Source organism: Streptomyces sp. H51, assembly GCF_035656535.1.
Classification (GTDB): domain Bacteria; phylum Actinomycetota; class Actinomycetes; order Streptomycetales; family Streptomycetaceae; genus Streptomyces.
Genome location: NZ_JAYMHD010000077.1, coordinates 1 through 22,816, shown reverse-complemented (window position 1 = coordinate 22,816; position 22,816 = coordinate 1). Strand labels below are relative to the sequence as shown.

General features: G+C 73.4%; 21 protein-coding genes. 7 read left to right on the top strand and 14 right to left on the bottom strand.

Annotated features, from left to right (window positions below):
- Positions 1-472: 472 nt before the first annotated feature.
- Complete coding sequence (locus VKA29_RS29040) at positions 473-1,234, bottom strand: prolyl oligopeptidase family serine peptidase (RefSeq protein WP_324788968.1); 762 nt, start codon at positions 1,232-1,234, stop codon at positions 473-475.
- A gap of 113 nt (positions 1,235-1,347) precedes the next feature.
- On the opposite strand from VKA29_RS29040, the gene VKA29_RS29035 reads away from it, so the two are divergent.
- Positions 1,348-2,511, top strand: a complete 1,164-nt coding sequence (locus VKA29_RS29035) for an adenosine deaminase (protein WP_324788967.1) — start codon at positions 1,348-1,350, stop codon at positions 2,509-2,511.
- Positions 2,512-2,650: 139 nt separating this feature from the next.
- A complete protein-coding gene (locus VKA29_RS29030) occupies positions 2,651-3,034 on the top strand; it encodes an ATP-binding protein (RefSeq protein ID WP_324788966.1) in 384 nt (127 codons plus the stop codon).
- Positions 3,035-3,115: 81 nt separating this feature from the next.
- Here the strand turns inward: VKA29_RS29030 and VKA29_RS29025 are convergent, their stop codons facing one another.
- The 5 genes from VKA29_RS29025 to afsQ1 all read right to left on the bottom strand — a co-directional run bounded on the left by VKA29_RS29025 (position 3,116) and on the right by afsQ1 (position 7,121).
- A complete protein-coding gene (locus tag VKA29_RS29025; protein ID WP_324788965.1) occupies positions 3,116-3,316 on the bottom strand; it encodes a PspC domain-containing protein in 201 nt (66 codons plus the stop codon).
- Between the two features lie 92 nt (positions 3,317-3,408).
- Positions 3,409-3,960 carry a VanZ family protein gene (locus tag VKA29_RS29020; protein ID WP_324788964.1) on the bottom strand — a complete coding sequence of 184 codons (552 nt, stop codon included), beginning with the start codon at positions 3,958-3,960 and terminating at the stop codon, positions 3,409-3,411.
- Between the two features lie 322 nt (positions 3,961-4,282).
- Entirely contained in the window at positions 4,283-4,885 is a 603-nt protein-coding gene (locus VKA29_RS29015) for a hypothetical protein (protein ID WP_324788963.1), read from the bottom strand.
- A complete protein-coding gene (locus VKA29_RS29010) occupies positions 4,885-6,447 on the bottom strand; it encodes a HAMP domain-containing sensor histidine kinase (RefSeq protein ID WP_324788962.1) in 1,563 nt (520 codons plus the stop codon). Before VKA29_RS29010 ends, VKA29_RS29015 begins: the two co-directional genes overlap by 1 nt.
- Positions 6,444-7,121: a two-component system response regulator AfsQ1 gene (gene afsQ1 / locus VKA29_RS29005; RefSeq protein WP_324788961.1), complete on the bottom strand. Its 678-nt coding sequence runs from the start codon at positions 7,119-7,121 to the stop codon at positions 6,444-6,446. The genes VKA29_RS29010 and afsQ1 overlap by 4 nt, the downstream gene beginning before the upstream one ends.
- Positions 7,122-7,352: 231 nt before the next feature.
- On the opposite strand from afsQ1, the gene VKA29_RS29000 reads away from it, so the two are divergent.
- Complete coding sequence (locus VKA29_RS29000) at positions 7,353-8,135, top strand: SigE family RNA polymerase sigma factor (RefSeq protein ID WP_324788960.1); 783 nt, start codon at positions 7,353-7,355, stop codon at positions 8,133-8,135.
- A 296-nt stretch (positions 8,136-8,431) separates the two neighbouring features.
- On the opposite strand, the gene VKA29_RS28995 is transcribed toward VKA29_RS29000, so the two are convergent.
- Positions 8,432-9,082, bottom strand: a complete 651-nt coding sequence (locus VKA29_RS28995) for a uridine kinase (RefSeq protein ID WP_324788959.1) — start codon at positions 9,080-9,082, stop codon at positions 8,432-8,434.
- 148 nt (positions 9,083-9,230) lie between these two features.
- On the opposite strand from VKA29_RS28995, the gene VKA29_RS28990 reads away from it, so the two are divergent.
- Positions 9,231-9,635 carry a hypothetical protein gene (locus VKA29_RS28990; protein WP_324788958.1) on the top strand — a complete coding sequence of 135 codons (405 nt, stop codon included), beginning with the start codon at positions 9,231-9,233 and terminating at the stop codon, positions 9,633-9,635.
- 111 nt (positions 9,636-9,746) lie between these two features.
- Here the strand turns inward: VKA29_RS28990 and VKA29_RS28985 are convergent, their stop codons facing one another.
- Genes VKA29_RS28985 through deoC form a run of 3 tightly spaced genes read right to left on the bottom strand, consistent with a single transcriptional unit; the run spans position 9,747 to position 13,101 of the window.
- Positions 9,747-10,652 (bottom strand): aldehyde dehydrogenase family protein, encoded by a 906-nt coding sequence (locus VKA29_RS28985; protein WP_324788957.1) that lies wholly within the window; start codon positions 10,650-10,652, stop codon positions 9,747-9,749.
- Entirely contained in the window at positions 10,645-12,090 is a 1,446-nt protein-coding gene (locus tag VKA29_RS28980) for an aldehyde dehydrogenase family protein (RefSeq protein WP_324789243.1), read from the bottom strand. Before VKA29_RS28980 ends, VKA29_RS28985 begins: the two co-directional genes overlap by 8 nt.
- A 12-nt stretch (positions 12,091-12,102) precedes the next feature.
- Positions 12,103-13,101 (bottom strand): deoxyribose-phosphate aldolase, encoded by a 999-nt coding sequence (deoC, locus tag VKA29_RS28975; protein WP_324789242.1) that lies wholly within the window; start codon positions 13,099-13,101, stop codon positions 12,103-12,105.
- A 345-nt stretch (positions 13,102-13,446) separates the two neighbouring features.
- On the opposite strand from deoC, the gene VKA29_RS28970 reads away from it, so the two are divergent.
- Entirely contained in the window at positions 13,447-14,157 is a 711-nt protein-coding gene (locus VKA29_RS28970) for a PH domain-containing protein (RefSeq protein WP_324788956.1), read from the top strand.
- A gap of 43 nt (positions 14,158-14,200) precedes the next feature.
- Here the strand turns inward: VKA29_RS28970 and VKA29_RS28965 are convergent, their stop codons facing one another.
- The 4 genes from VKA29_RS28965 to VKA29_RS28950 form a co-directional block, all read right to left on the bottom strand.
- Positions 14,201-15,391: a hypothetical protein gene (locus VKA29_RS28965; RefSeq protein ID WP_420718586.1), complete on the bottom strand. Its 1,191-nt coding sequence runs from the start codon at positions 15,389-15,391 to the stop codon at positions 14,201-14,203.
- A gap of 543 nt (positions 15,392-15,934) precedes the next feature.
- On the bottom strand, positions 15,935-17,566 hold the full coding sequence (locus VKA29_RS28960; RefSeq protein WP_324788955.1) for a phospho-sugar mutase: 1,632 nt from the start codon (positions 17,564-17,566) through the stop codon (positions 15,935-15,937).
- A gap of 90 nt (positions 17,567-17,656) precedes the next feature.
- Positions 17,657-18,481 carry a purine-nucleoside phosphorylase gene (locus tag VKA29_RS28955; protein ID WP_324788954.1) on the bottom strand — a complete coding sequence of 275 codons (825 nt, stop codon included), beginning with the start codon at positions 18,479-18,481 and terminating at the stop codon, positions 17,657-17,659.
- Between the two features lie 251 nt (positions 18,482-18,732).
- Entirely contained in the window at positions 18,733-19,170 is a 438-nt protein-coding gene (locus VKA29_RS28950) for a gamma-glutamylcyclotransferase (protein ID WP_324788953.1), read from the bottom strand.
- 189 nt (positions 19,171-19,359) lie between these two features.
- Between VKA29_RS28950 and VKA29_RS28945 the strand changes: the two genes are divergently transcribed.
- Positions 19,360-20,808, top strand: coding sequence for an NAD(P)H-quinone dehydrogenase (locus tag VKA29_RS28945; protein WP_324788952.1), 1,449 nt, complete (start codon positions 19,360-19,362; stop codon positions 20,806-20,808).
- 204 nt (positions 20,809-21,012) lie between these two features.
- Positions 21,013-21,930 carry a DeoR/GlpR family DNA-binding transcription regulator gene (locus VKA29_RS28940; protein ID WP_420718598.1) on the top strand — a complete coding sequence of 306 codons (918 nt, stop codon included), beginning with the start codon at positions 21,013-21,015 and terminating at the stop codon, positions 21,928-21,930.
- The last annotated feature ends 886 nt before the right edge of the window (positions 21,931-22,816 follow it).

The following is a 22,816-nucleotide window of genomic DNA, read 5'->3' as shown; positions in this document are numbered from 1 at the left end:
TGTGGTTGTCGGGGTGCGTTGTTCGGTCCTGCCTGGGCCTGTCGTCCGAGTGGTCGTCCGGGCCTGCCATTCGGTCCGGACGTCGGGTTCGTCAATCGGCCGGTTGTCCGGGCGCGTTGCTCGTTCCGCGCCGGGCCTGTCATCCGGGCGGTCGTCCGGGCCCGCCATTCGGCCTGGTCGTCTGCGTTCGTCAATCGACCGGTTGGCCGGGCGCGTTGCTCGGTCCGCGCCGGGCCTGTCGTCCGAGCGGTCGTCCGGATCTGTCACTCGGTCCGCCGTCCAGGCCCGTCAATCGGCTCGTCGTCCGCGCCCGTTGGCCGGGCCGTTGCTCGGGCCCGCCACCGGGCCCCCACTGGACCCGCCACTGGACCCGCCACCGGGCCCGCCACCCGGGCCCCTGGCCCGGGTCGGTGCACGGGTCGGTGCACGGGGTGGTGCCCAGGTCGGTGCTCGGCGCGGCCCGGGGCGGGTCTTACCGGCGCAGTGACTTGCCGAAGCCCGCGGCCAGCGGCATCCGCAGTCCCAGCGGCGGCGGAGCCGCGAACGCGTCCACCACCGGCCGGGAGAACGCCCGCCCGAACAGTGCCCCCATCACGAAGTCCTCCGCCAGCGCGTGCACTTCACTGCGGTACTGGTGCAGCCCGTGGCCGTCGGAGTGCACTTCGAACCGGCACACGTCCCGGTTCGCCTTCTTCGCGCGGGCCGCCAGCCGGAACGACAGCTCCGGATCGGTCCGCTCGTCGTTCGTGCCGTGCACGATCAGCACGCGCCGCCCCGCGAGCTGCTTCACCGGCTCCGGCGACGCCGCCACGTCCTCCTCCGGCAGCCAGGGGGCGATCGCCAGGACCGAGCTGACGGCCTCGTGTCCGGCCGCCCGCAGCGCGGCCCGGCCGCCCATGCCGACGCCGACGAGGCAGACCGGGACGTCGCCGTAGCGCCGGACGATCTCGTCGGCGGCCCAGGACGCGTCCTGGGCCAGATGGGCCTCGCTGCCGTTCCAGCCGCGGTAGCGGTAGTGCACGACATGCGTGGCCAGGCCCTCGTCCCGGCCGGCCCGCGCCAGCCTGCGGCCGAGCGCCCGCATGGAGGCGGTCGCCCACATGGGAGACGGCCTGCGCTCGGATGCCTCATCGCCGCTGGGGAGCAGCAGTACCGCCCCGCTCACGGCCGTCGGCTCCGGGCCGAGCGCTCTCCCCAGCCGGGCCCGCCGCACCGGCGTCGCTTGGTGTGCCATGACAGAACAGTGTCAGAAGGCCTGGTGTACGCCACCCTTCGGTGGGGTCACCGTTACGTATCGGCGCAGATGTACACCCTGTGATCTACGCGCGTAGGAGTTAGAGTGCGCCAATGACGAGCCAGACTGTCCAGAGTGGGAACACCCCGAGCTCCGACCAGATCCGCCGGGCACCCAAGGTTCTGCTGCACGATCACCTCGACGGCGGCCTCCGCCCCGGCACCGTCGCGGACCTCGCCCGCGAGCACGGGTACACCCAGCTCCCCGAGACCGATCCCGACAAGCTCGGCGTCTGGTTCCGCGAGGCCGCCGACTCCGGTTCGCTGGAGCGGTACCTGGAGACCTTCTCCCACACCGTCGGCGTGATGCAGACGCGGGACGCGCTGGTGCGGGTGGCCCGCGAATGCGCCGAGGACCTCGCCGAGGACGGCGTCGTCTACGCCGAGGTGCGCTACGCCCCCGAGCAGCACCTGGAGGGCGGGCTCAGCCTCGAAGAGGTCGTCGAGGCCGTCAACGAGGGCTTCCGGGAGGGGGAACGGATCGCCCGCGAGAACGGCCACCGCATCCGCGTCGGCGCCCTGCTCACCGCGATGCGGCACGCCGCCCGCGCCCTGGAGATCGCCGAACTGGCCAACCGCTACCGCGACCTGGGCGTCGTCGGCTTCGACATCGCTGGCGCCGAGGCCGGCTACCCGCCCACCCGGCACCTCGACGCCTTCGAGTACCTCAAGCGCGAGAACAACCACTTCACCATCCACGCCGGCGAGGCGTTCGGGCTGCCGTCCATCTGGCAGGCCCTGCAGTGGTGCGGCGCGGACCGGCTCGGGCACGGCGTGCGCATCATCGACGACATCGAGGTCCGTGCCGACGGTTCGGTCGGGCTCGGCCGGCTGGCCTCCTACGTGCGCGACAAGCGCATCCCGCTCGAACTGTGCCCCAGTTCCAACCTGCAGACCGGCGCGGCGTCCTCCTACGCCGAACACCCCATCGGGCTGCTGCGGCGGCTGCATTTCCGGGCCACGGTGAACACCGACAACCGGCTGATGTCGGGAACCAGCATGAGCCGCGAATTCGAGCACCTCGTCGAGGCGTTCGGCTACACGCTCGACGACATCCAGTGGTTCACCGTCAATGCGATGAAATCAGCATTCATTCCTTTCGATGAACGACTGGCGATGATCAATGACGTCATCAAGCCGGGATACGCGGCTCTGAAATCCGAATGGCTGTTCCGGGAAACCATCTCCACCAGCGGTTCTGCCGCGCAACAAGGCTGAACAGGGGGCCTCGGCGGCACGGAATGCGGACGGGTATTCACGGCCCGTCCGCATTTCGGTGTTTGCGGTGGGCGGTCGGCCGTGTTTACGGTCGTGGACCGCTCGCATCCCCGTCATCCCATTCAAGGACGCATTCACCATGAAGCAGTCTGCCGCCAAGACCCTCGGCGTCGCCGCCCTCGGTGCCGCCTTCGCCGCCGCCGGCGCGGGTGCCGCGAACGCCGCCCCGGCCCTCCCGGACTCCGGCCAGGCCCTGGGCGGCGTCACCAAGACCCTCCCCGTGGAGAACATGGGCAAGGCGGTGCCGACGGCCGGCCAGGCGCTGGCCCAGGCGCAGCCCGCGGCCCGCGACGGGCTGGCCGCGGCCCGGCCTGCCGTCGGGAACGTGCTCGCCCAGGGCCCCGCCGCGCCGGTCTCCGGGCTCCTCGGCGGCCTGCCACTGCAGGGGCTGCCCGTCAACGGCCTGCCCGTCAACGGCCTGCCGGTCAACGGCCTGCCGGTCAACGGTCTGCCGGTCGGCTGACCGCCCGCCGCCGAACACACCGGTGGGGCGCAGCCGTTGTCCACGGAGTGCGCCCCACCGGCGTTCGCGCGCGGCTCCGGCTCACCAGGCGCTGCGGGCCTTGTCCTCCGAGGGCAGCAGGATCCACAGCGCTATGTAGAGCAGGAACTGCGGGCCCGGCAGCAGGCAGGACAGCAGGAAGATCACCCGCATCGTCGTCGAGGAAGTGCCGAAGCGCCGCGCCAGCGCAGCACACACTCCGCCGATCATCCGGTCGTTCGTGGGGCGGGCAAGGGCGGTCATCGTAAGCGCTCCCCTTTGTCTGGGTCGGTGTGGGCCGGTTCGCTGCCCATCTGCCCTCAACGCTACGGTCCGCAACCGGACAAAGCATCACTCTAAGGAGCCATTCCGACCCTGGGCATCGTCGGGGTCCGACCCTGAGTCGGCTCCTCCTGCCGGACGGCCGTGCGGTGCCGGGTGTCGGACCTGCGGCGCAGCCGGGACCGTCCCGCGGGGACGACCGCCAGGTGGGCCACCGCCACGCCCAGGGTGTTCAGCAGCAGCGCGTCCACGTCCGGAACGCGGCCGGGCACGCCGGTCTGCAGGAGCGTGATGCCGAGGGAGACCAGGGCGCCGGCGGCGACCGTGCGCAGCAGGGAGCCGAGCGGGGAGGCATTCAGTCTGCCGTGGGCCGCCGGGAGCAGGACGCCGAGCGGGGCCAGCAGGCCGAGGCCCGCGCCGATGCGCCGGGCGGCCTCCATCCCGCCGAGCGCCAGGTCGGCACGGATGCCGGCGAACGGCCGGAGGTTCGCGGGCATCACCCACGGGACGTCCAGCGGACGCAGCGTGAGCCAGGCGACGAACGCGAGGTGTGCGACGAGGAGGACACCCCCTGTCACACGCATGCGGATCGCGGCGCTGCCGCCGATGGAGCCTTGACGCTGCACGCCCCCCAAGACGCGGCCCCTGGCCGGATCGGTTCCGCCTTACCCCCGGGTACCTGTACGAGGCGTGCGCCACACCCGGCGTACGCGCCCGTCACCCGCCGGTCGGCCCGAGTGCCCGAGTCCTCCGCCCGCGACGAACGGACCGGACCGCGCGTCCACCGTGCGGCGGCTCAGCCGTCGCCCGCTCCGGGCGGACCGGGCCCGCCGGACGGACTGCGCGGGCCGGGTGGCCCCGCCGGACGGACCGGGCGGATCAGGAGACCGGGCGGACCGGGCGGATCAGGAGACCGGGCGAATCGCGCGGACCGGGCGGACCGCGCGGTCAGCCGTTGGTCACCGTGCTGGAGGGCGGCCGCTCGGTGCCCGGGCGGGAGCGGACCTCGTCGGTGCACCGGTAGCGGCGCGGCGGAGCGGAGCCCGGACCGCCGAGGACCACCGAGCCGTCGCTCTCGGCGGCCGCCGAGTCGGAGAACGTGCACACGACCTGGGCGAGCGCGGCCGAGGTCAGGTCGCCGGGCGCGAGGCTCAGGCGCAGCGCGTCCGCCGGGTCGCCGGCCCGCGGCCCGCGCGCGGTCATGCCGCCGCGCACGTCCGTGACGTACCCGTCCGCCTGCTCGGCGGACGACGGCGTCGCGGCGAGTTCGTCGAGCAGTTCCTGTGCCACCAGCACCCGCCGCCGGGCGTCCGCCGTGCCGTCCGGGACGCGCACCGACCTGTCGACGGCGACCAGCGACGAGCCGCACAGCAGGAACACCCGGACGTCCAGCCCGCCCGACGGCTGAGCGGAGACGTCCGGCCCGGCCGACGAGCACTGCACCCGGGAGGGCGCCGGCCCGAAGTCCGTCGGCACCTCGGTGGCCCGTATGCCGCACCCGGACAGCAGCACGGCCAGCACGGGAAGCGCCAGCAGGCGCCGTACGGTCATCAGGATCCCCCCTTCCTGCCCGCGCCCTCGGCGGTCTCCTCCGTCAGCGAGGAGGCGTCCCGCGGCAGCCGCAGCGTGAACACCGCGCCGCCGTCGGGTGAGTTGGCGGCGGTGATCTCGCCGCCGTGGATGTGGGCGTTCTCCAGGGCGATGGACAGGCCCAGGCCGCTGCCCTCGGACCGCGGCCGGGAGGCGCTCGCCTTGTAGAAGCGGTCGAAGACGTGCGGCAGGACGTCCTCGGGGATGCCGGGGCCGTGGTCGCGCACCTCGATGACGATCTCGTCGGCCGCCTCGCGGACGGACACCCGCACCGGGGAGCCGCCGTGCTTGAGGGCGTTGCCGATGAGGTTGGCGAGGATCACGTCGAGGCGGCGCGGGTCGAGCCGGGCGTGCAGGCCGCGCGCGGCGTCCAGGTCCACGGCGTCCAGCCAGGCCCGCGCGTCTATGCAGGCGGTGATCTGGTCGGCGAGGTCGACGTCGTCCAGGACCAGCCGGGCGGTGCCCGCGTCGAACCGGGTGACCTCCATGAGGTTCTCGACCAGGTCGTTCAGCCGCCGGGTCTCGCTGACGACCAGGCGCACGGCGGGCTCGACCATCGGGTCGATGCCGCCGCCCTCCGACTCCAGTTCCTCCTCCAGCACCTCGGTCACGGCGGTGATGGCGGTGAGCGGCGTCCGCAGTTCGTGGCTCATGTCCGCGACGAAGCGGCGGGACGCCTCGTCGCGCGCGGCCATGTCGGCGACCCGTTTCTCCAGCGCCTCGGCCGCGTTGTTGAACGTCCGCGACAGGTCGGCGAGTTCGTCGGTGCCGGACACGCGCAGCCGGGTGTCCAGCCTGCCCTCACCGAGGCGCCGGGCGGCCACGCCGAGCCGGTGCACCGGCTTCAGCACGGTCGTCGCGGCGGCCTGCGCGAGCAGCGCGGAACCGATCAGGGCCAGCCCGGTGGCGATGCCGAGCGACCAGGCCAGCGAGTTGAGGTCCTTCGCCTCCGGCTCCAGCGACTTGCGCATGTAACCGGTCGTGCCGCCGCCGATCACCTTCGCGCCGGCCACCAGGTACGGCGTGCCGTGCTCGACCACGCGCTGCCAGTACAGGTGGTAGGCGTACTTGTCGCGGGAGCCGGCCGTGTGCTGCTTGTCCACCGCCGCGCGCAGCGACTCGGGCACGTCCCGCAGCGAGAAGCCGTTCAGGGTGCCCGAGGTGCCGTAGACGGTCGTGCCGTCGGTGTCCTCCGCCACCAGCAGCACGCTGAAGCGCTGGCTGCTGTCCGCCATCTGGCCTGCGGTGCGTTGCAGTTGGTCCTGCGAGGGCTGCCCGGGAAGGGCGCCAGCGTGGTTCTGCATCTCCTGCTGGAAGTCGCGCAGCACCGCGTCCTGGGCGCGGGTGAGGACGGCCTCCCGGTTGAGCCAGTACGCGATTCCGGACGCCGACACGGCGGCGGTCAGCGCCACCAGACCGAACACGACCACCAGCCGCAGCCGCAGGCTGGTGAAGCGCAGCCGCGACCAGACTCCCTTGCGCGCCGCGGACCAGCCGCGGAACCCCCCGTTCACTCGCGTCACTGAGGCGCGTCCAGCCGGTAGCCGACGCCACGGACGGTACGGATCAGCGTCGGCGACGACGGAACGTCCTCCACCTTGGCGCGCAGCCGCTGGACGCAGGCGTCCACGAGCCGCGAGTCGCCGAGGTAGTCGTGCTCCCACACCAGCCGCAGCAACTGCTGCCGCGACAGCGCCTGCCCGGGCCGCCGGCTCAGCTCCAGCAGCAGCCGGAGTTCGGTCGGGGTGAGCTGCAGGTCCTCGCCGTTCTTCGTCACCGTCATCGCCGCGCGGTCGATGACGAGGCTGCCGAAGGCCGCCGCGTCGTTCGCCTCCCGCTCGCCGCGCCGCAGCACGGCCCGGATCCGGGCGTCGAGCACCCGCCCCTGCACGGGCTTGACGACGTAGTCGTCGGCGCCGGACTCCAGCCCGACCACCACGTCGATGTCGTCGCTGCGCGCGGTCAGCAGGATGATCGGCAACTGGTCGGTGCGCCGGATGCGCCGGCACACCTCGAAGCCGTCGATGCCGGGCAGCATCACGTCCAGCACGATGAGGTCCGGCCGCTGCTCGCGCAGCAGTTTCAGGCCGTCCTCACCGGTGGCAGCAGTGGCGACCCGGTGTCCCTGGCGCGTCAGTGAGAGCTCCAGGGCCGTCCGGATGGCGTCGTCGTCCTCGATCAGCAACAGGGAAGGCACGAGGCTCATTCTGGCCCATGCACGGTCGGTCTTTCGACACCTGTACAGGTAACGGGCCTTTACCGCTTTTCTCTGTGACCGCGCCGTGTCCCCGCCGATGCCGGGCCCTGTGACAGGTCTGTGACAGTCGGCGGACACGGCGATGAAGGTGCGGCGGCAAGCTTTTGGTCACAGGCAGGAACCACCGCCTGAGCAAGCAGAACACGGGAAGTCCACGACGGGGGGCGCGAGATGAACACGCTGCACAGCACCAGCACCAGCGCAGTGGTCACGCGCCTGCACGACGTGACCCGGGGTTCCGAGAAGTCCGGTGCCGCCGTGAGCGGGCGGGGGTGCGCTCGCGGCGGCACTGGGCGTCAGCACACCACTTATGCGCAGCAAGGGCATCAGCCCTACATCGCGGTGTGTGACGCACACACGGGGGAGAAGCACGGGGGAGCCGCGTACGGGGAGGACCTGGGGGAGCGTCGTTCACTGTCGGAGGCCGCAGATGCCGAAGCGGCGTTCACCGCCTACGTCCAGGAGCGCCGCGCCTCCCTGTACGCAACCGCCTACCACCTGACCGGCGACCGCTTCGAGGCCGAGGACCTGCTGCAGAGCGCGCTGTTCTCGACGTACCGGGCGTGGGACCGGATCAGCGACAAGGCGGCGGTCGGCGGATACCTCCGCCGCACGATGACGAACCTGCACATCAGCGCGTGGCGCCGCCGCAAGCTGAACGAGTACCCGACCGAGGAACTGCCGGAGACGCCCGGCGACACGGACGCGATGCGCGGCACCGAACTGCGCGCGGTCCTGTGGCAGGCGCTGGCCCGGCTGCCCGAACTCCAGCGGACGATGCTGGTCCTGCGCTACTACGAGGGCCGTACCGACCCGGAGATCGCGGAGATCCTCGACATCAGCGTCGGCACGGTCAAGTCCAGCATCTGGCGCTCACTGCGCCGGCTGCGCGAGGACGAGGTCCTCAGCTTCGGCCGTGACGAGGAGGACGCCTTCGGCGAACTCGTCGCCTGAGGGCAGGGGGGAACGGGGAAACGGGGGGGGACAACGGGGGAATCGGGGGACGGGGGACGCACCGGCCCGTGGCCACGGGGGACACGGGCCACGGGGGATGCGTGTCACGGGGGAGCGACACCCCCTTGATCCACGGGGGACACGGGGATCAAGGGGGAGCAGGACGAGGGGGTCCACGGGGGCGCGGGGGAGCACCACGGGGACACCCGACGGGGGACAACGGGGACAACGGGGGACAACGGGGGAAGCGGGGCTGGAGGGCCGGGGGGTCCGTCCAGCCCCGCTCCCGTGTGCGCTCAGCCGACCTGCGCGTCGGGAGCGGGCGCCGCCGGCCGGCGGTCCGCCGCGGCGGCCGCGGCGAGGCGGCCCAGGGCCTCGTCCTTGTCGCAGGGGTGTGCGCCCAACGCGGTCTGGCGGGCGATGATCGAGCGCTCCCGCCGCAGCAGCCGCCAGCCGCGGCGCAGCAGGAACGGCACCGACTTGCGGCCCTCCTTCAGGTCCCGCAGGAAACGCCGGCGGAACGTGCGCACCGGGCCGCGGCTCAGGCACAGCGCGTCGGCCAGCAGTCCCGCCTCCCGGCAGCGGGCGATGATCTCGGCGGCGAAGATGCCCTCCGCTATGAACAGCGGGGTCCGCCCGATGCCGACGGTGTCCTCGCCGGTGCGGGCGCTGAGGGCGATGTCGTAGACGGGGACGTTCGTCCGGCCCGTGCCGCACAGTTCGGCGATCGCGGCGACGGCCGTGTCGGCGTCCCAGGAGTCCGGGTGGTCCCAGTCGATGTCGGAGCTCCCCGCCACCAGCGGCAGCGTCGGGTCGTCGCCCTCCTTGTAGAAGTCGTCCAGGCGCAGCACGGGCAGTCCGGAGCGGGCTGCGACGAGGGACTTGCCCGAACCCGAGGGACCGCAGAGCAGCACGACACGGGCGAAGGAGGGGAGTTGGATGCTCACGGGACACCAGTTTGACGTATTCCGTACGCCTTGCCGACCCCGCGGGTCGTCTTTGGAGCGAGCGTCACACGTCAACTACCCTGCGTGTCTGTCCGATCACATTCCGATCGCGCCCGATCGCGTCGAGCTTCAGAAGGTGGCCCCAGACATGGCACGACACGCGTCCCCCTCCCGCCCGGCCGTCCGGCGCGCCCTGCTCGCCCTCGCGACGACGGGGGTGGCGCTCGGCGCGGGTGCGGCGACGGCGTCGGCGGACGCCCGGCCGGTGGTGGACGTGCCGCACACGCTGCCCGCCTCCCTCGGCGAGACCGACCCGCAGGCCGGGACCCAGGCGCTGACCGGCACGGTCGGCCACGTCACCGGCCCGGTCGCCGGCCTGAAGCCCAACCCCCTCGCCGGCACCGGCGTCGACCCGCTCGACAACGGCGTCGCCACCCAGCTCGACGACTTCCGCCCACTGTCCTCCCAGGCGCTGACCCGCCCGGTCGCCGAGGCGGAATCCATCGGCGCGATCCCGGTACTGGGGCAGGCGACCACCCTGCTGGGCGGCTGACCCACGACGCACGCACGGGAGCCGCGCCCTCGAAGGGGGGCGCGGCTCCCGTGTTCCGTCAGGGCGTGGTGTCCTCGGACGGCCGGGCGGCGCGGTTCCCGCGCGGGTGGCTCAGTACGACGAGCCCGACGCGCCCAGGGAACCCGTCGGGTGCCAGACCGTCTTGGTCTCCAGGAACGCCGTCATGCGCTCGGTGCCCGGAGTTGCCGTCCAGTTGTCCACAGGCTGTGGACGGAGGGCGCGCTTGAGGTTGTCCGCCGCCGCGGTCTCCAGCTCCTTCGCGAGGACGTCGTCCGCGCCCGCGAGGTCGATCGCGTTGACGTCCATGTGGGCCGCGAGCGGTGCCGCGATCTCGGCCGTGCGGCCGGAGAGGACGTTGACGACGCCGCCGGGCAGGTCGGAGGTGGCCAGCACCTCACCCAGGGAGAGCGCCGGGAGCGGCGCCCGCTCGGAGGCGATCACGACCGCCGTGTTGCCGGTGGCGATCACCGGGGCGACCACCGACACCAGGCCCAGGAACGACGACTCCTGCGGCGCGAGGACGGCGACCACGCCGGTCGGCTCGGGGGAGGAGAGGTTGAAGAACGGGCCCGCGACCGGGTTGGCCGCGCCGGTCACCTGCGCGATCTTGTCGGTCCACCCGGCGTACCACACCCAGCGGTCGACCGCAGCGTCCACCTGGGCGGCCGCCTTGGACTTCGACAGGCCCTCGGCGTCGGCGACCTCGCGCACGAACTGGTCCCGGCGCCCCTCCAGCATCTCCGCGATCCGGTAGAGCACCTGGCCGCGGTTGTACGCCGTCGCGCCGGACCAGGCGCCGAACGCCTTGCGCGCGGCGACCACCGCGTCCCGGGCGTCCTTGCGGGAGGACTGCGGCGCGTTGGCCAGCCAGTTGCCCTTTGCGTCGGTCACCTCGTACACCCGGCCGCTCTCGGAACGCGGGAACTTGCCGCCCACGTACAGCTTGTAGGTCTTGAAGACGGACAGCCGCCCGGCCGTCTCGGACTTGTCAGACATCGAGGTACGCCTCCAGGCCGTGGCGGCCGCCCTCGCGGCCGAAGCCCGACTCCTTGTAGCCGCCGAACGGCGCGGCCGGGTCGAACTTGTTGAACGTGTTGGACCAGATCACGCCCGCGCGCAGCTTCCGCGCCACCGCGAGCACCCGCGAGCCCTTCTCCGACCAGATGCCCGCCGACAGGCCGTACTGGGTGTTGTTGGCCTTGGCGACGGCCTCGTCGGGCGTGCGGAAGGTCAGCACCGAGAGCACCGGGCCGAAGATCTCCTCGCGGGCGACGGTGTGCGCCTGGGTGACGTCGGTGAACAGCGTCGGCGCGAACCAGTAACCGGACGACGGCAGTTCGCAGGCGGGCGACCAGCGCTCGGCGCCCTCCGCCTCGCCCCGCTCGACGAGCGAGGTGATCCGGGCGAGCTGCTCGGCCGAGTTGATCGCGCCGATGTCCGTGTTCTTGTCGAGCGGGTCGCCCAGGCGCAGCGTCGACAGGCGGCGCTTGAGGGAGTCCAGCAGCTCGTCCCGGATCGACTCCTGGACCAGCAGCCGCGAGCCCGCGCAACACACCTGGCCCTGGTTGAAGAAGATGCCGGTGACGATGCCCTCGACGGCCTGGTCGACCGGGGCGTCGTCGAACACGATGTTGGCGCCCTTGCCGCCCAGTTCCAGGGTGAGCTTCTTGCGGGTGCCCGCGACGGCCCGCGCGATCTCCTTGCCGACGGGCGTGGAGCCGGTGAAGGCGACCTTGTCCACGTCCGGGTGGGCGACCAGCGCGGCGCCCGTGTCGCCGTACCCGGGAAGGATGTTGACGACGCCCTTCGGCAGGCCCGCCTGGCGGCAGACGTCCGCGAAGAACAGGGCGCTCAACGGCGTGGTCTCGGCCGGCTTCAGGACGACCGTGTTGCCGGTCGCCAGCGCCGGGGCGACCTTCCACGCCAGCATCAGCAGCGGGAAGTTCCAGGGGATGACCTGGCCGGCCACGCCCAGCGGCTTCGGGGACGGGCCGAAACCGGCGTGCTCCAGCTTGTCGGCCCAGCCCGCGTGGTAGAAGAAGTGCGCCGCGACCAGGGGCAGGTCGGTGTCGCGGGTCTCCCGGATCGGCTTGCCGTTGTCCAGCGTCTCCAGCACCGCCAGCTCGCGGCTGCGCTCCTGGATGATCCGGGCGATGCGGAACAGGTACTTGGCGCGCTCGGAGCCGGGCAGTGCCGACCACTTCTCGAACGCCCTGCGGGCGGCCTTCACCGCGCGGTCGACGTCCGCCTCACCGGCCTGCGCGACCTCCGACAGCACCTCCTCCGTGCTGGGGGAGACCGTCTTGAAGACCCTGCCGTCGGCCGCCTCGGCGAACTCGCCGTCGATGAAGAGGCCGTAGGAGGGCGCGATGTCCACGATCGCGCGGGACTCGGGAGCCGGTGCGTAGGTGAATGCCGACGTCTGCAATTCCATGTCCATGGTGTCTCAGTCCACCGTCACGTAGTCGGGGCCGGAGTAGCGTCCGGTGGCCAGCTTCTGACGCTGCATCAACAGGTCGTTCAGCAGCGAGGAGGCGCCGAAGCGGAACCAGTGGTTGTCCAGCCAGTCCCCGCCGACGGTCTCGTTGACCAGCACCAGGAACTTGATCGCGTCCTTGCTGGTACGGATGCCGCCGGCCGGCTTCACCCCGACCTGGACGCCGGTCTGCGCACGGAAGTCGCGGACCGCCTCCAGCATCAGGAGCGTGTTCGCGGGCGTGGCGTTCACCGCCACCTTGCCGGTGGACGTCTTGATGAAGTCCGCGCCCGCCAGCATGCCGAGCCAGGAGGCGCGGCGGATGTTGTCGTACGTCGACAGCTCGCCGGTCTCGAAGATGACCTTCAGGCGGGCGTGCGCGCCGCAGGCCTCCTTCACCGCGGTGATCTCGTCGTACACCTTCACATAGTGCCCCGCGAGGAACGCCCCCCGGTCGATGACCATGTCGATCTCGTCGGCGCCCGCGGACACGGCCTCCCGCACGTCCGCCAGCTTCACGGACAGCGCGGCGCGGCCCGCCGGGAAGGCGGTGGCGACCGACGCGACCTTCACCGAGGAGCCGGCGACGGCCTCCTTGGCGACGGCCACCATGTCGGGGTAGACGCACACCGCCGCCGTCGCGGGCGTGGCGGGGTCCGTCGGGTCGGGGTGGACCGCCTTGGCGCCGAGCGCCCGGACCTTGCCCGGGGTGTCCGCGCCTTCCAGGGTCGTCAGGTCGACCATCGAGATGGCGAGGTCGATGGCGTAGGCCTTCGCGGTCGTCTTGATGGAACGGGTGCCGAGCGAGGCGGCGCGCGCCTCGAGGCCGACCGCGTCGACGCCGGGCAGCCCGTGCAGGAAACGGCGCAGCGCGCCGTCGGACGCGGTGACGTCCGCGAGGGCGTGGGCCTGGGCGCCGGGGACGCCTCCCACGCGTTCGGCGGTGGCGGAGGGTGCGTTGATGGGCATGGTCACCAGACGAGCATATCTACGCGCGTAGCGGCTGTACACCCCGGGAGAACCGGCGACTGCGGGGCCGGGCGGGTGCGGAAGGCGGGTGCGGACGGCGGGTGCGGCGGCAGCGGGTGGGCGGGGTCGGGTGGTGGCGCGTTGACCCGGTGACGCGGTGACGCGGTGGCGCGGTGGCCCGGTGGCGCGGTGGCGCGGACTGCGGCCGGGCGGATACGGGCGGCGGCCTGGCGGGTGGGGGTGCGGGTGCGGGTGGGGGCCGGGCGGCGTGGTGGGAGGCCGGTGGCAGCGGGCGGTGGCCGGGTGACCGGCCGGTCCGCACGTGCGTGCGGCACAATCGGCACCATGACGACCCCCGAGCCCCAGTCATCAGCACCGCAGCCCCCGGCAGCCCAGCACAGGGACCGCGTCTACCGGTCGCCCGCCGGCATCGCGAGCGGTGTCCTGCTGCTCGCCATCGTCGTCTGGCTCGGCATCGACGCGATCGTCGCCGGACACGGGCGCACCCCCTGGCTGGCGCTGGCCTCGCTGCTCCTGGTCGTGCCGCCGGTCGTCGCCTTCAGCCTGCGCCCCGCCGTCTACGCCGACGAGGACCGGCTGCGCATCCGCAACCCCCTGCGCGTCGTCGTGCTGCCGTGGGGGCAGATCGCCTCGCTGCGCTCCGGCTACTCCAACGAGGTGGTCGCCGAGTCCGGCGCCAAATACCAGTTGTGGGCCATCCCCGTTTCCCTGCGGGCGCGCAAGAAGGCGGCCCGCCGGGAGGACCGCGCGTCGGCGGAGCGGGCCGGGGCGAAGACGGGCCGCGGTGGCCGCGCCGGCCGCGGCGGGGCGTTCGGAGCCGGGCAGATGTTCGGCGGGTCCGGGCGCGCGGCGGTTCCGGACGCGCCCGTGCGCGCCGAGACCGACAAGGTCATGGACGACCTGCGCGAGCTGCTGGAGACCCGGGGACAGGCGGAGACGGCCCAGGGCGAGGTGACCGTGCGCTGGGCGTACGAGATCGCGGCTCCGACGCTGGCCGGCGCGGTGCTGCTGGCGGTGCTGCTCGCGACGGGCTGACGAGGACCGGGGCCGCCGCTCCCGGTGCTGCCCGTGGGGCCGCTCAGGGTGCGCCCGGCCACAGCAGGGCCATGTGGGCGCCCCAGTACGCCGAGCCCAGCACGGCCGCCGTCAGGAACAGCGCGCGGTACCTGCGGGAGGCGCGGGTCAGGTGCAGGGCGAGCGGCATCAGCAGCGGGAAGCCCGGCATCAGGAAGCGGGCGCGCGGGAAGTAGACGCCGCCGCTGCCCAGCACGATCACCAGCAGCACGCCCGTGAACACCAGCAGGGGCAGCGGCTGGCGGTCCCCCACCGACAGGGCGAACAGCACCACCGACGCGATCAGCGTGCCCGTCACCATCACCAGGAACAGGTGCGGCCGCGGGTCCGAGGCCAGCATCTCCCGGATCCGGCGCACCGTCTCCCGGCCGCCGTCCAGCTCGTTGCGCCACAGCCGTTGCACGGCGAAGTAGCCGTCCCAGCGGCCCAGCCGCCGGCCCACCCAGCCGACGTACCCGCACCAGCCCAGCGGCGCCAGGACGGCGGCCGCGAGCAGGCGGGCGTCGAACGGGCGGCGGCGTACGGCGAGCAGCGCCCACCCGGCGACGGCGGCCGCCACCGCGACACCGGTCGGCCGGGTCAGGCCCGCCAGGCTCGCCAGCCAGGCCGCGGTGAGCGGACGGTCGATGAGCACCGCGTACAGCGCCCACGCGGCGAACGCCGTGAAGAGGGACTCGGTGTAGCCCATCCACTGCACCAGGCCGACCGGGAGGGCTGCCCACAGGACGGTGAGCAGTACGCCGGTCCGGTGGCCGTGCAGCCGGTCGCCGACCGCGAACACGCCCCAGGCGGCGGTCAGTGACGCCAGGACCGCGATGCCCAGGCCGGTGGAGGCGCGGCTGCCGGGGGTGAGCACCGCGACCGCCTTCACCAGGTACGGGTACAGCGGGAAGAAGGCCAGGTTGTTGGCGTTGTACGCGGTGCCGAGCTCATGGGCGTAGCCGTGGTCGGCGATGCCGAGGTACCAGTCGGCGTCCCAGTGCAGCGCCAGCACCGGCCAGACGCCGTGGTGCCGGCGGTGGGCCCACAGGGCCAGCACGGCCAGGCCCGCCAACCGCACGGCGAGGTAGGCGAGCAGGGCCGGGGCCGCCCGGCGCAGCGCCGCGCGCGGCCGGGACGGCGGCGGCGCCTGCGGGGGCGGGGAGCCCGGGGATGCGGTCGCTCGGGGTGTCGGCCGGAATGCGGTCGTGGACACGGCGGCGGCTCCAGGCTGGCTCGGCGGTGCGTTTCCGCTCCACCGTTGCCCGGCGGCCGGTCCGGAGCGTGGAGCCCGGGTCAACAGACCGGGGAAAACCACCCGACGGGGTGCCCCCCGGACGGCGCAAAGGGGGGCACCCCGTCGGGTGCGGGCCGAAGGCCGCCCGGTCGGGTGCGGCCCGGGGCCCGGCACGGGCCGGAATCCGGGCACGGACCCCGGCCCGTACCGGAGCCAGGCGCGGCCCGGGGTCCGGACACGGCCCGGACGCCGGATGCGGGCCTGACTCCGATGCGGTCCGGAGTCCGCGTACGGCCCGGAGTCCGCGTCGGCCCAAGTCCGCGTACGGCCCGGAGTCCGCGTCGGCCCAAGTCCGCGTACGGCCCAAGTCCGCGTACGGCCTGGAGTCCGCGTCGGCCCAAGTCCGCGTACGGCCCGGAGTCCGGATGCGGGTCCAACTCCGGATGCGGTCCGGAGTCCGCGTACGGTCCGGAGTCCAGGTGCGGCCCGTAGGGCGGGTGCGGCCCGGAGTCCGGATACGGGTCAGATGCCGGCCGCCGCCGACAGGTCCCGCCGGATGTCCGCCAGCAGGCCGGCCGCCCTGGCGCGGGCCGCGGGCAGGTCGGCGTGCGCGGAGACGGGGACGACGACCTCCAGGTAGCACTTCAGCTTCGGCTCGGTGCCGCTCGGGCGGACGACGACGCGGGCCCCGTCGAGGGTGTAGCGCAGCCCGTCCGTCGGCGGCAGCCGGTCCGTGCCCCGCGTGAGGTCCTCGGCCTTCGTGACGGTCAGGCCCGCGAGCTCGGCCGGGGGCCGCTCGCGCAGGCGCCGCATCGCGTCGGCGATGAGCGACAGGTCCTCGACGCGCACCGAGAGCTGGTCTGTGGCGTGCAGCCCGTGCTCCACGGCGAGGTCGTCGAGCAGGTCGGGCAGCGTGCGGCCCTGCTCCTTGAGGACGGAGGCCAGTTCGGTGATCAGCAGGGCGGCGGTGATGCCGTCCTTGTCGCGCACGCCGTCGGGGTCGACGCAGTAGCCGAGCGCCTCCTCGTAGCCGTAGCGCAGGCCCTCGACGCGGGAGATCCACTTGAAACCGGTGAGGGTCTCCTCGTACGGCAGGCCGGCCCGCCCGGCGATCCGGCCGAGGAGGGAGGAGGAGACGATGGACTCGGCGAGGGTGCCCCGCGCCCCGCTGCGCACCAGGTGGGCGGCGAGGAGCGCGCCCACCTCGTCGCCGCGCAGCATCCGCCACTCGCCGCCGTCCTTGACGGCCACCGCCAGGCGGTCGGCGTCCGGGTCGTTGGCGACGATCAGATCGGGGTCCGTCTCGCGGGCCCGCGCGAAGGCCAGGTCCATGGCGCCGGGCTCTTCCGGGTTGGGGAAGGCCACGGTCGGGAAGTCCGGGTCGGGCTCGGCCTGCTCGGCGACGAGGACGGGCTCCGGGAACCCGGCACGGGCGAACGCCGCCAGCAGCACGTCCTTGCCCACACCGTGCATCGCCGTGTAGACGGTGCGGGCGGTGCGCGGGGAGCCGTCGGCGAGGACGGCGTCCGTGCGGGCGAGGTAGGCGTCCAGGACGGAGTCGTCCAGGGTCTGCCAGCCGGACTCCGGGCGCGGGACGTCGTGCAGGGAGGCGATCGCGGCGATCTCGGCGGCGATCTCCGCGTCGGCCGGCGGGACGATCTGCGAGCCGTCGCCGAGGTAGACCTTGTAGCCGTTGTCCCGGGGCGGGTTGTGGCTGGCGGTGACCTCCACGCCGGCGACCGCGCCGAGGTGCCGGATGGCGAAGGCGAGCACCGGGGTCGGCAGCGGGCGGGGGAGCACGGCGGCGCGCAGCCCCGCTCCGGTCACGACCGCGGCCGTGTCGCGGGCGAAGTCGGCGGACTTGTGCCGGGCGTCGTAGCCGATGACGACGAGGCCGCCGGTGTCGCCCTTCTTCTTCAGGTACGCCGCGAGGCCGGCGGCCGCGCGGATGACGACCGCGCGGTTCATGCGCAGGGGACCGGCGCCGAGTTCGCCGCGCAGGCCCGCGGTGCCGAACTGGAGGGTGCCGCTGAAGCGGGCCGACAGTTCCGTCACGTCACCGGCCTCGAGGAGCTTGCCCAGCTCCTCGCGGGTGTCCGGGTCGGGATCCTCGGCGAGCCAGGTCCGGGCCCGGGCGAAGAGTTCGTCGTGCACGTCGGGTCAACCTCCGGTTGCTTGTCGATGCCGGTCACGGCCGGTCACGCATTGTCCACTCCGGTCCACTCCAGCGAGTGCCGGGAGCTGTCAGAGCCGGCCGAGCACCTGCGCCAGCAGCGCGCCCATCCGCGCCGCGCTGTCCCGCCCGGCCTGCAGGACCTCCTCGTGGTTCAGCGGCTCCCCCGTCATGCCCGCCGCGAGGTTGGTCACCAGGGAGATGCCCAGCACCTCGGCCCCCGCCTCACGCGCCGCGATCGCCTCGAGCACCGTCGACATGCCCACCAGGTCCGCGCCGATGACCCGGGCCATCCGGATCTCGGCCGGGGTCTCGTAGTGCGGGCCGGGGAACTGGGCGTAGACGCCCTCCTCCAGGCTCGGGTCGATCTCCTTGCACAGCGCGCGCAGCCGCGGCGAGTACAGGTCCGTCAGGTCGACGAAGTTCGCGCCGACGATGGGGGAGGTGGCGGTGAGGTTGATGTGGTCGCTGATCAGGACCGGCTGGCCGGGGCGCATGCCCTCGCGCAGGCCTCCGCAGCCGTTGGTGAGGACGACGGTCTTGCAGCCGGCCGCCACGGCCGTGCGCACCCCGTGCGCGACCGCGGCGACACCGCGGCCCTCGTAGTAATGCGTCCGCCCGAGGAAGACCAGGGCGCGCTTGTCGCCGGTCCGGTACGAGCGGACGGTGCCGCCGTGTCCCTCCACCGCCGGCGCCGGGAAGCCGGGCAGGTCGGTCACCGGGAACTCGGCGTCGGGGGCGCCGAGGGCGTCCACGGCCGGCGCCCAGCCGGAGCCCATCACGAGGGCGACGTCGTGGGTCTCGGCGCCGGTGAGTTCGCGCAGTCGCGCGGCGGCGGCGTCGGCGGCCGCGTGGGGGTCGCCCTGGATGTCGTCCGGAAGAAGAGATGCGTTCACGCCGATGAGGGTAACCGCTCAGGGCCTACGCGCGTAGATGGTTGGCGCGACGCGTTGGCGATCGTTGTCTTGTCGTTTTCAACGAACGGCGTCACACAACGGGATGTTCTGCGCCCGCTGCGGACGGAACGTTCGCGCTGCCTTCGCGCTGCCTTCGCCCTGCCTTCGTGATGTCTTCGCCCGGCCGTGCTCGGCGGGGAGCTCAGCGGAGGAGGGCTGGGCAGGGGCTCGGCGGCGAGTTCCGCAGGGGCTCAGCAGGGGCGCTTGCGCAGCTCCATCACATAGTCGTACGGAGCGCCGGCCGACTCCGCGGCGTCGGCGATCTCGCCGAGGTAGCGGGCCGAGGGCAGGCCGCCCTCGTAGCCGTTGAGGACGTACACCCAGGCCGCCTCCTCGCCTTCGAGTGTGTGCACCCGCACCCGCATCCGGCGGTAGATGCCGAGCCCGACGCCCTCCCAGCGGTCCATGGACTCCTCGTCGAGCGGCGCGACGTCGTACAGCGCGACGAAGACCTGGGAGCCCGGCGCCTCGGCGATCGTCGCCAGCGCACCCTCCCAGCCCATGTGCTCGCCCCCGAAGGTCAGCCGCCACCCGTTCAGCCAGCCGGTGGCGCGCAGCGGCGAGTGCGGGGCACGGCGGGTCATCAGCCGCGCGTCGAGGTTGCCGGCGTACGCGGCGTAGAGCGACATGCGTGAAGGGTACGGCAGCGGCCCGCCCGCCCCCGGCGTCCCCGGGGCGACACGACCTCCCCGGGGCAACAGCAGCCCCTCGGCGACACGACCTCCCCGGGGCGACAGCAACCCCTCTGCGGGACCCGCCACCTGCGCGGCACGGCCTCCCGCCGCCCCGGGCGGGAGCATCTCCCGCCGTGCGGGACAATGGAGTACGTGACTCGGATCGTGATCATCGGTGGCGGACCCGGCGGATACGAAGCGGCGCTGGTGGCCGCGCAACTCGGCGCGGAGGTGACCGTCGTCGACTGCGACGGCCTGGGCGGTGCGTCGGTGCTGACCGACTGCGTGCCCTCGAAGACCCTCATCGCCACGGCCGAGGTGATGACCACCTTCGACTCCTCCTACGAGGAGCTCGGCATCATCGTCGCCGACGACACCCCGCCCCTGGAGCAGGCGGCCCGGGTCGTCGGGGTCGACCTCGGCAAGGTCAACCGGCGGGTCAAGCGGCTCGCCCTCGCGCAGTCGCACGACATCACCGCCTCCGTCACCCGGGCCGGCGCCCGGGTCCTGCGCGGCCGCGGCCGGCTGGAGGGCATGCAGGCCCTCGACGGCTCCCGCAAGGTCGTGGTCACCGCGGCCGACGGCACCGAGGAGACCCTCACCGCCGACGCCGTGCTCATCGCCACCGGCGGTCACCCGCGCGAGCTGCCCGACGCCCGGCCCGACGGCGAGCGCATCCTCAACTGGACCCAGGTGTACGACCTGACCGAGCTGCCCGAGGAGCTCATCGTGGTCGGCTCCGGTGTCACCGGCGCCGAGTTCGCCGGCGCCTACCAGGCCCTCGGCTCCACGGTCACCCTGGTCTCCTCCCGCGACCGGGTGCTGCCCGGCGAGGACCCGGACGCCGCCGCCGTCCTGGAGGACGTCTTCCGCCGCCGCGGCATGAACGTCATGGCCCGCTCGCGCGCCGCCGCCGCCAAGCGGGTCGGCGACCGGGTCGAGGTCACCCTCGCCGACGGGCGGGTGATCACCGGCTCGCACTGCCTCATGGCCGTCGGCGCCGTCCCCAACAGCGCGGGCCTCGGACTGGAGGAGGCGGGCGTCCGGCTGCGCGAGTCCGGGCACATCTGGACCGACAAGGTCTCGCGCACGTCCGCGCCGGGCGTGTACGCCGCCGGTGACGTGACCGGCGTCTTCGCGCTCGCCTCGGTCGCGGCCATGCAGGGCCGCATCGCCATGTACCACTTCCTCGGCGACTCGGTGGCCCCGCTCAACCTCAAGACGGTCTCCTCGAACGTCTTCACCGACCCCGAGATCGCCACCGTCGGCTACAGCCAGGCCGACGTCGACGCCGGGAAGATCGACGCGCGGGCGGTCAAGCTCCCGCTCCTGCGCAACCCCCGGGCGAAGATGCAGGGCATCCGGGACGGCTTCGTCAAGATCTTCTGCCGGCCGGGCACCGGGATCGTCGTGGGCGGCGTGGTGGTGGCCCCGCGCGCTTCGGAACTGATCCATCCGATCTCGATCGCCGTGGACAACAATCTGACGGTCGAACAGATCGCGAACGCGTTCACCGTGTACCCCTCCCTGTCGGGCTCGATCGCGGAGGTCGCGCGGCAGCTGCACACGCGCAAGACGAGCGGCGGGATCTGAGCCGCCGGATCCGCTTTCCCGCTGGTCACTGGGGGTTGCCGGACATGCGGGCGGCATGGGCGGGGCGGTCATGGCCCTATACCACTTGCTGTCCCGCTGCGCGAACAACTTCTGCTATTCGGCGCAAACTGCTGAAAGCAGACGGTCGTTGGGGTTACTGTCAGTTTCGTGTTCGCTGCAGAACGTCGCCAATTGATCCTCGAAATGGTGCGCGCGAACGGGGCCGTGTCGCTCCGTGAGCTCGCCCGCGTCGTCCAGACCTCCGAAGTGACCGTACGGCGGGACGTGCGCGCGCTGGAGGCAGAAGGACTCCTCGACCGCCGGCACGGCGGTGCGGTATTGCCGGGCGGGTTCACGCGGGAGTCCGGCTTTCCGCAGAAGTCACATCTCGCGACCGCCGAGAAGACGGCCATCGCCGACCTCGCCGCCAACTTCGTGGAGGAGGGCGAGGCGATCGTCGTCGGGGCGGGCACCACCACGCAGGAGCTGGCGCGCCGGCTCGCCCGGGTGCCGGGGCTGACCGTCGTCACCAACTCCCTGCTGGTGGCCCAGGCGCTGGCCCACGCCAACCGGGTGGAGGTCGTGATGACCGGCGGCACCCTGCGCGGTTCCAACTACGCCCTGGTCGGCAGCGGCGCCGAGCAGTCCTTGCAGGGGCTGCGCGTGTCGCGGGCCTTCCTGTCCGGGAGCGGTCTGACCGCCGAGCGCGGGCTGTCCACGTCCAACATGCTGTCGGCGTCGGTCGACCGGGCGCTCGTCCAGGCGGCCGCGGAGGTCTTCGTCCTCGCCGATCACACCAAGCTCGGCACGGACACCATGTTCCAGACCGTGCCGACGGACGTGATCACCCGTCTCGTGACGGACGAGCCGCCGCCGCACGACGACCGTGCGGCCACCGAACTGCAGGCCCTGGCCGACCAGGGCGTCCAGATCGCCGTGGCCGGGGCCTCGCCGGGCTCGGGGAGTGATGCGGTCCCCCCACGCCGGCCGCGCCGGGACGTGTCGCTCCCCGGCCCGCGCCGCGGCCAGGTCCCCGGCAACGGCCTGCGCACGGCGGCCGTGCTCGGTGACACGCCCCCCGGCACGGAACGCGGCCGCGTCGCGGACCTGCGCCGCCGGTAGCCGACCCACGGGGGCCGTGGCGCCCTCCGGGCCCGCGGACCGCCGCGCTCACCTCGGGCCGGTGGGGCGGCCCGTGCCCCGTCACGGGCCGCGGTCGCTGCGGACTTCGCTCGCGCTGCCTGCGGGGCGGCGCGGGGACGATCCGCTTCACGCCGGGTCAGTGGGATCCGTGCGCGCGGGCCGGATCAGTGGGGTCCTGGCACGCTGACTCCGCATCAGCGGGATCCGGGCACGCCCGCTTCGGGGCAGTTCCGGCCTGCTTCGGGCCGGCGCGATTCGCCCGCGCCCAGCGGGCCGCGGTCCCCGCGAAACTCACACACGCACTCCGTGCCGATGCGCGTCGCCCGCGCCCCATCGCGGGGCCGCGAGGCGAGTCCCGGCGAGGCCGGTCCGCCGCCGCCTCTGCTCCAGACCTGCGTCTGGTCCGCGTCCCCGGCCCGTCCTGCCTCCGTCGGGCCTCCCGCCGCCGGTCGGGGTGCGCCGGCCGGATCCCGGCGACGTGGCGGACGTTCCCGCACCGGGGCACGCACCGCTCGGCGGCGCTCACCCCGGGGACGGCGACGTCCCGCCGCCGGGTGCCGGCCCCGCGCCCGGCGCTGAGCGGGCGGGGCCGGGCGACAGGGGCCAGGCGCTGGGCCACAGGCCCGTTCCTTCCCGTCCGCCGTCGGTGTGGCGCTTCCCGTCCGCCGTCGGTGTGGTGCGGGGTCGCCGTGTCCGTCGTGCGGTAGGTGGGACGACGGAGGCGCCCGCCGGATCGGGGAACGATCCGGCGGGCGCCTCAGGCTGTCGTGCGGGACGCCCCTGTGGACGTCAGTCCTTGATCTCGCAGATGGCGGCGCCGGAGGTGACGGAGGCGCCGATCTCGGCGGACAGGCCCTTGACGGTG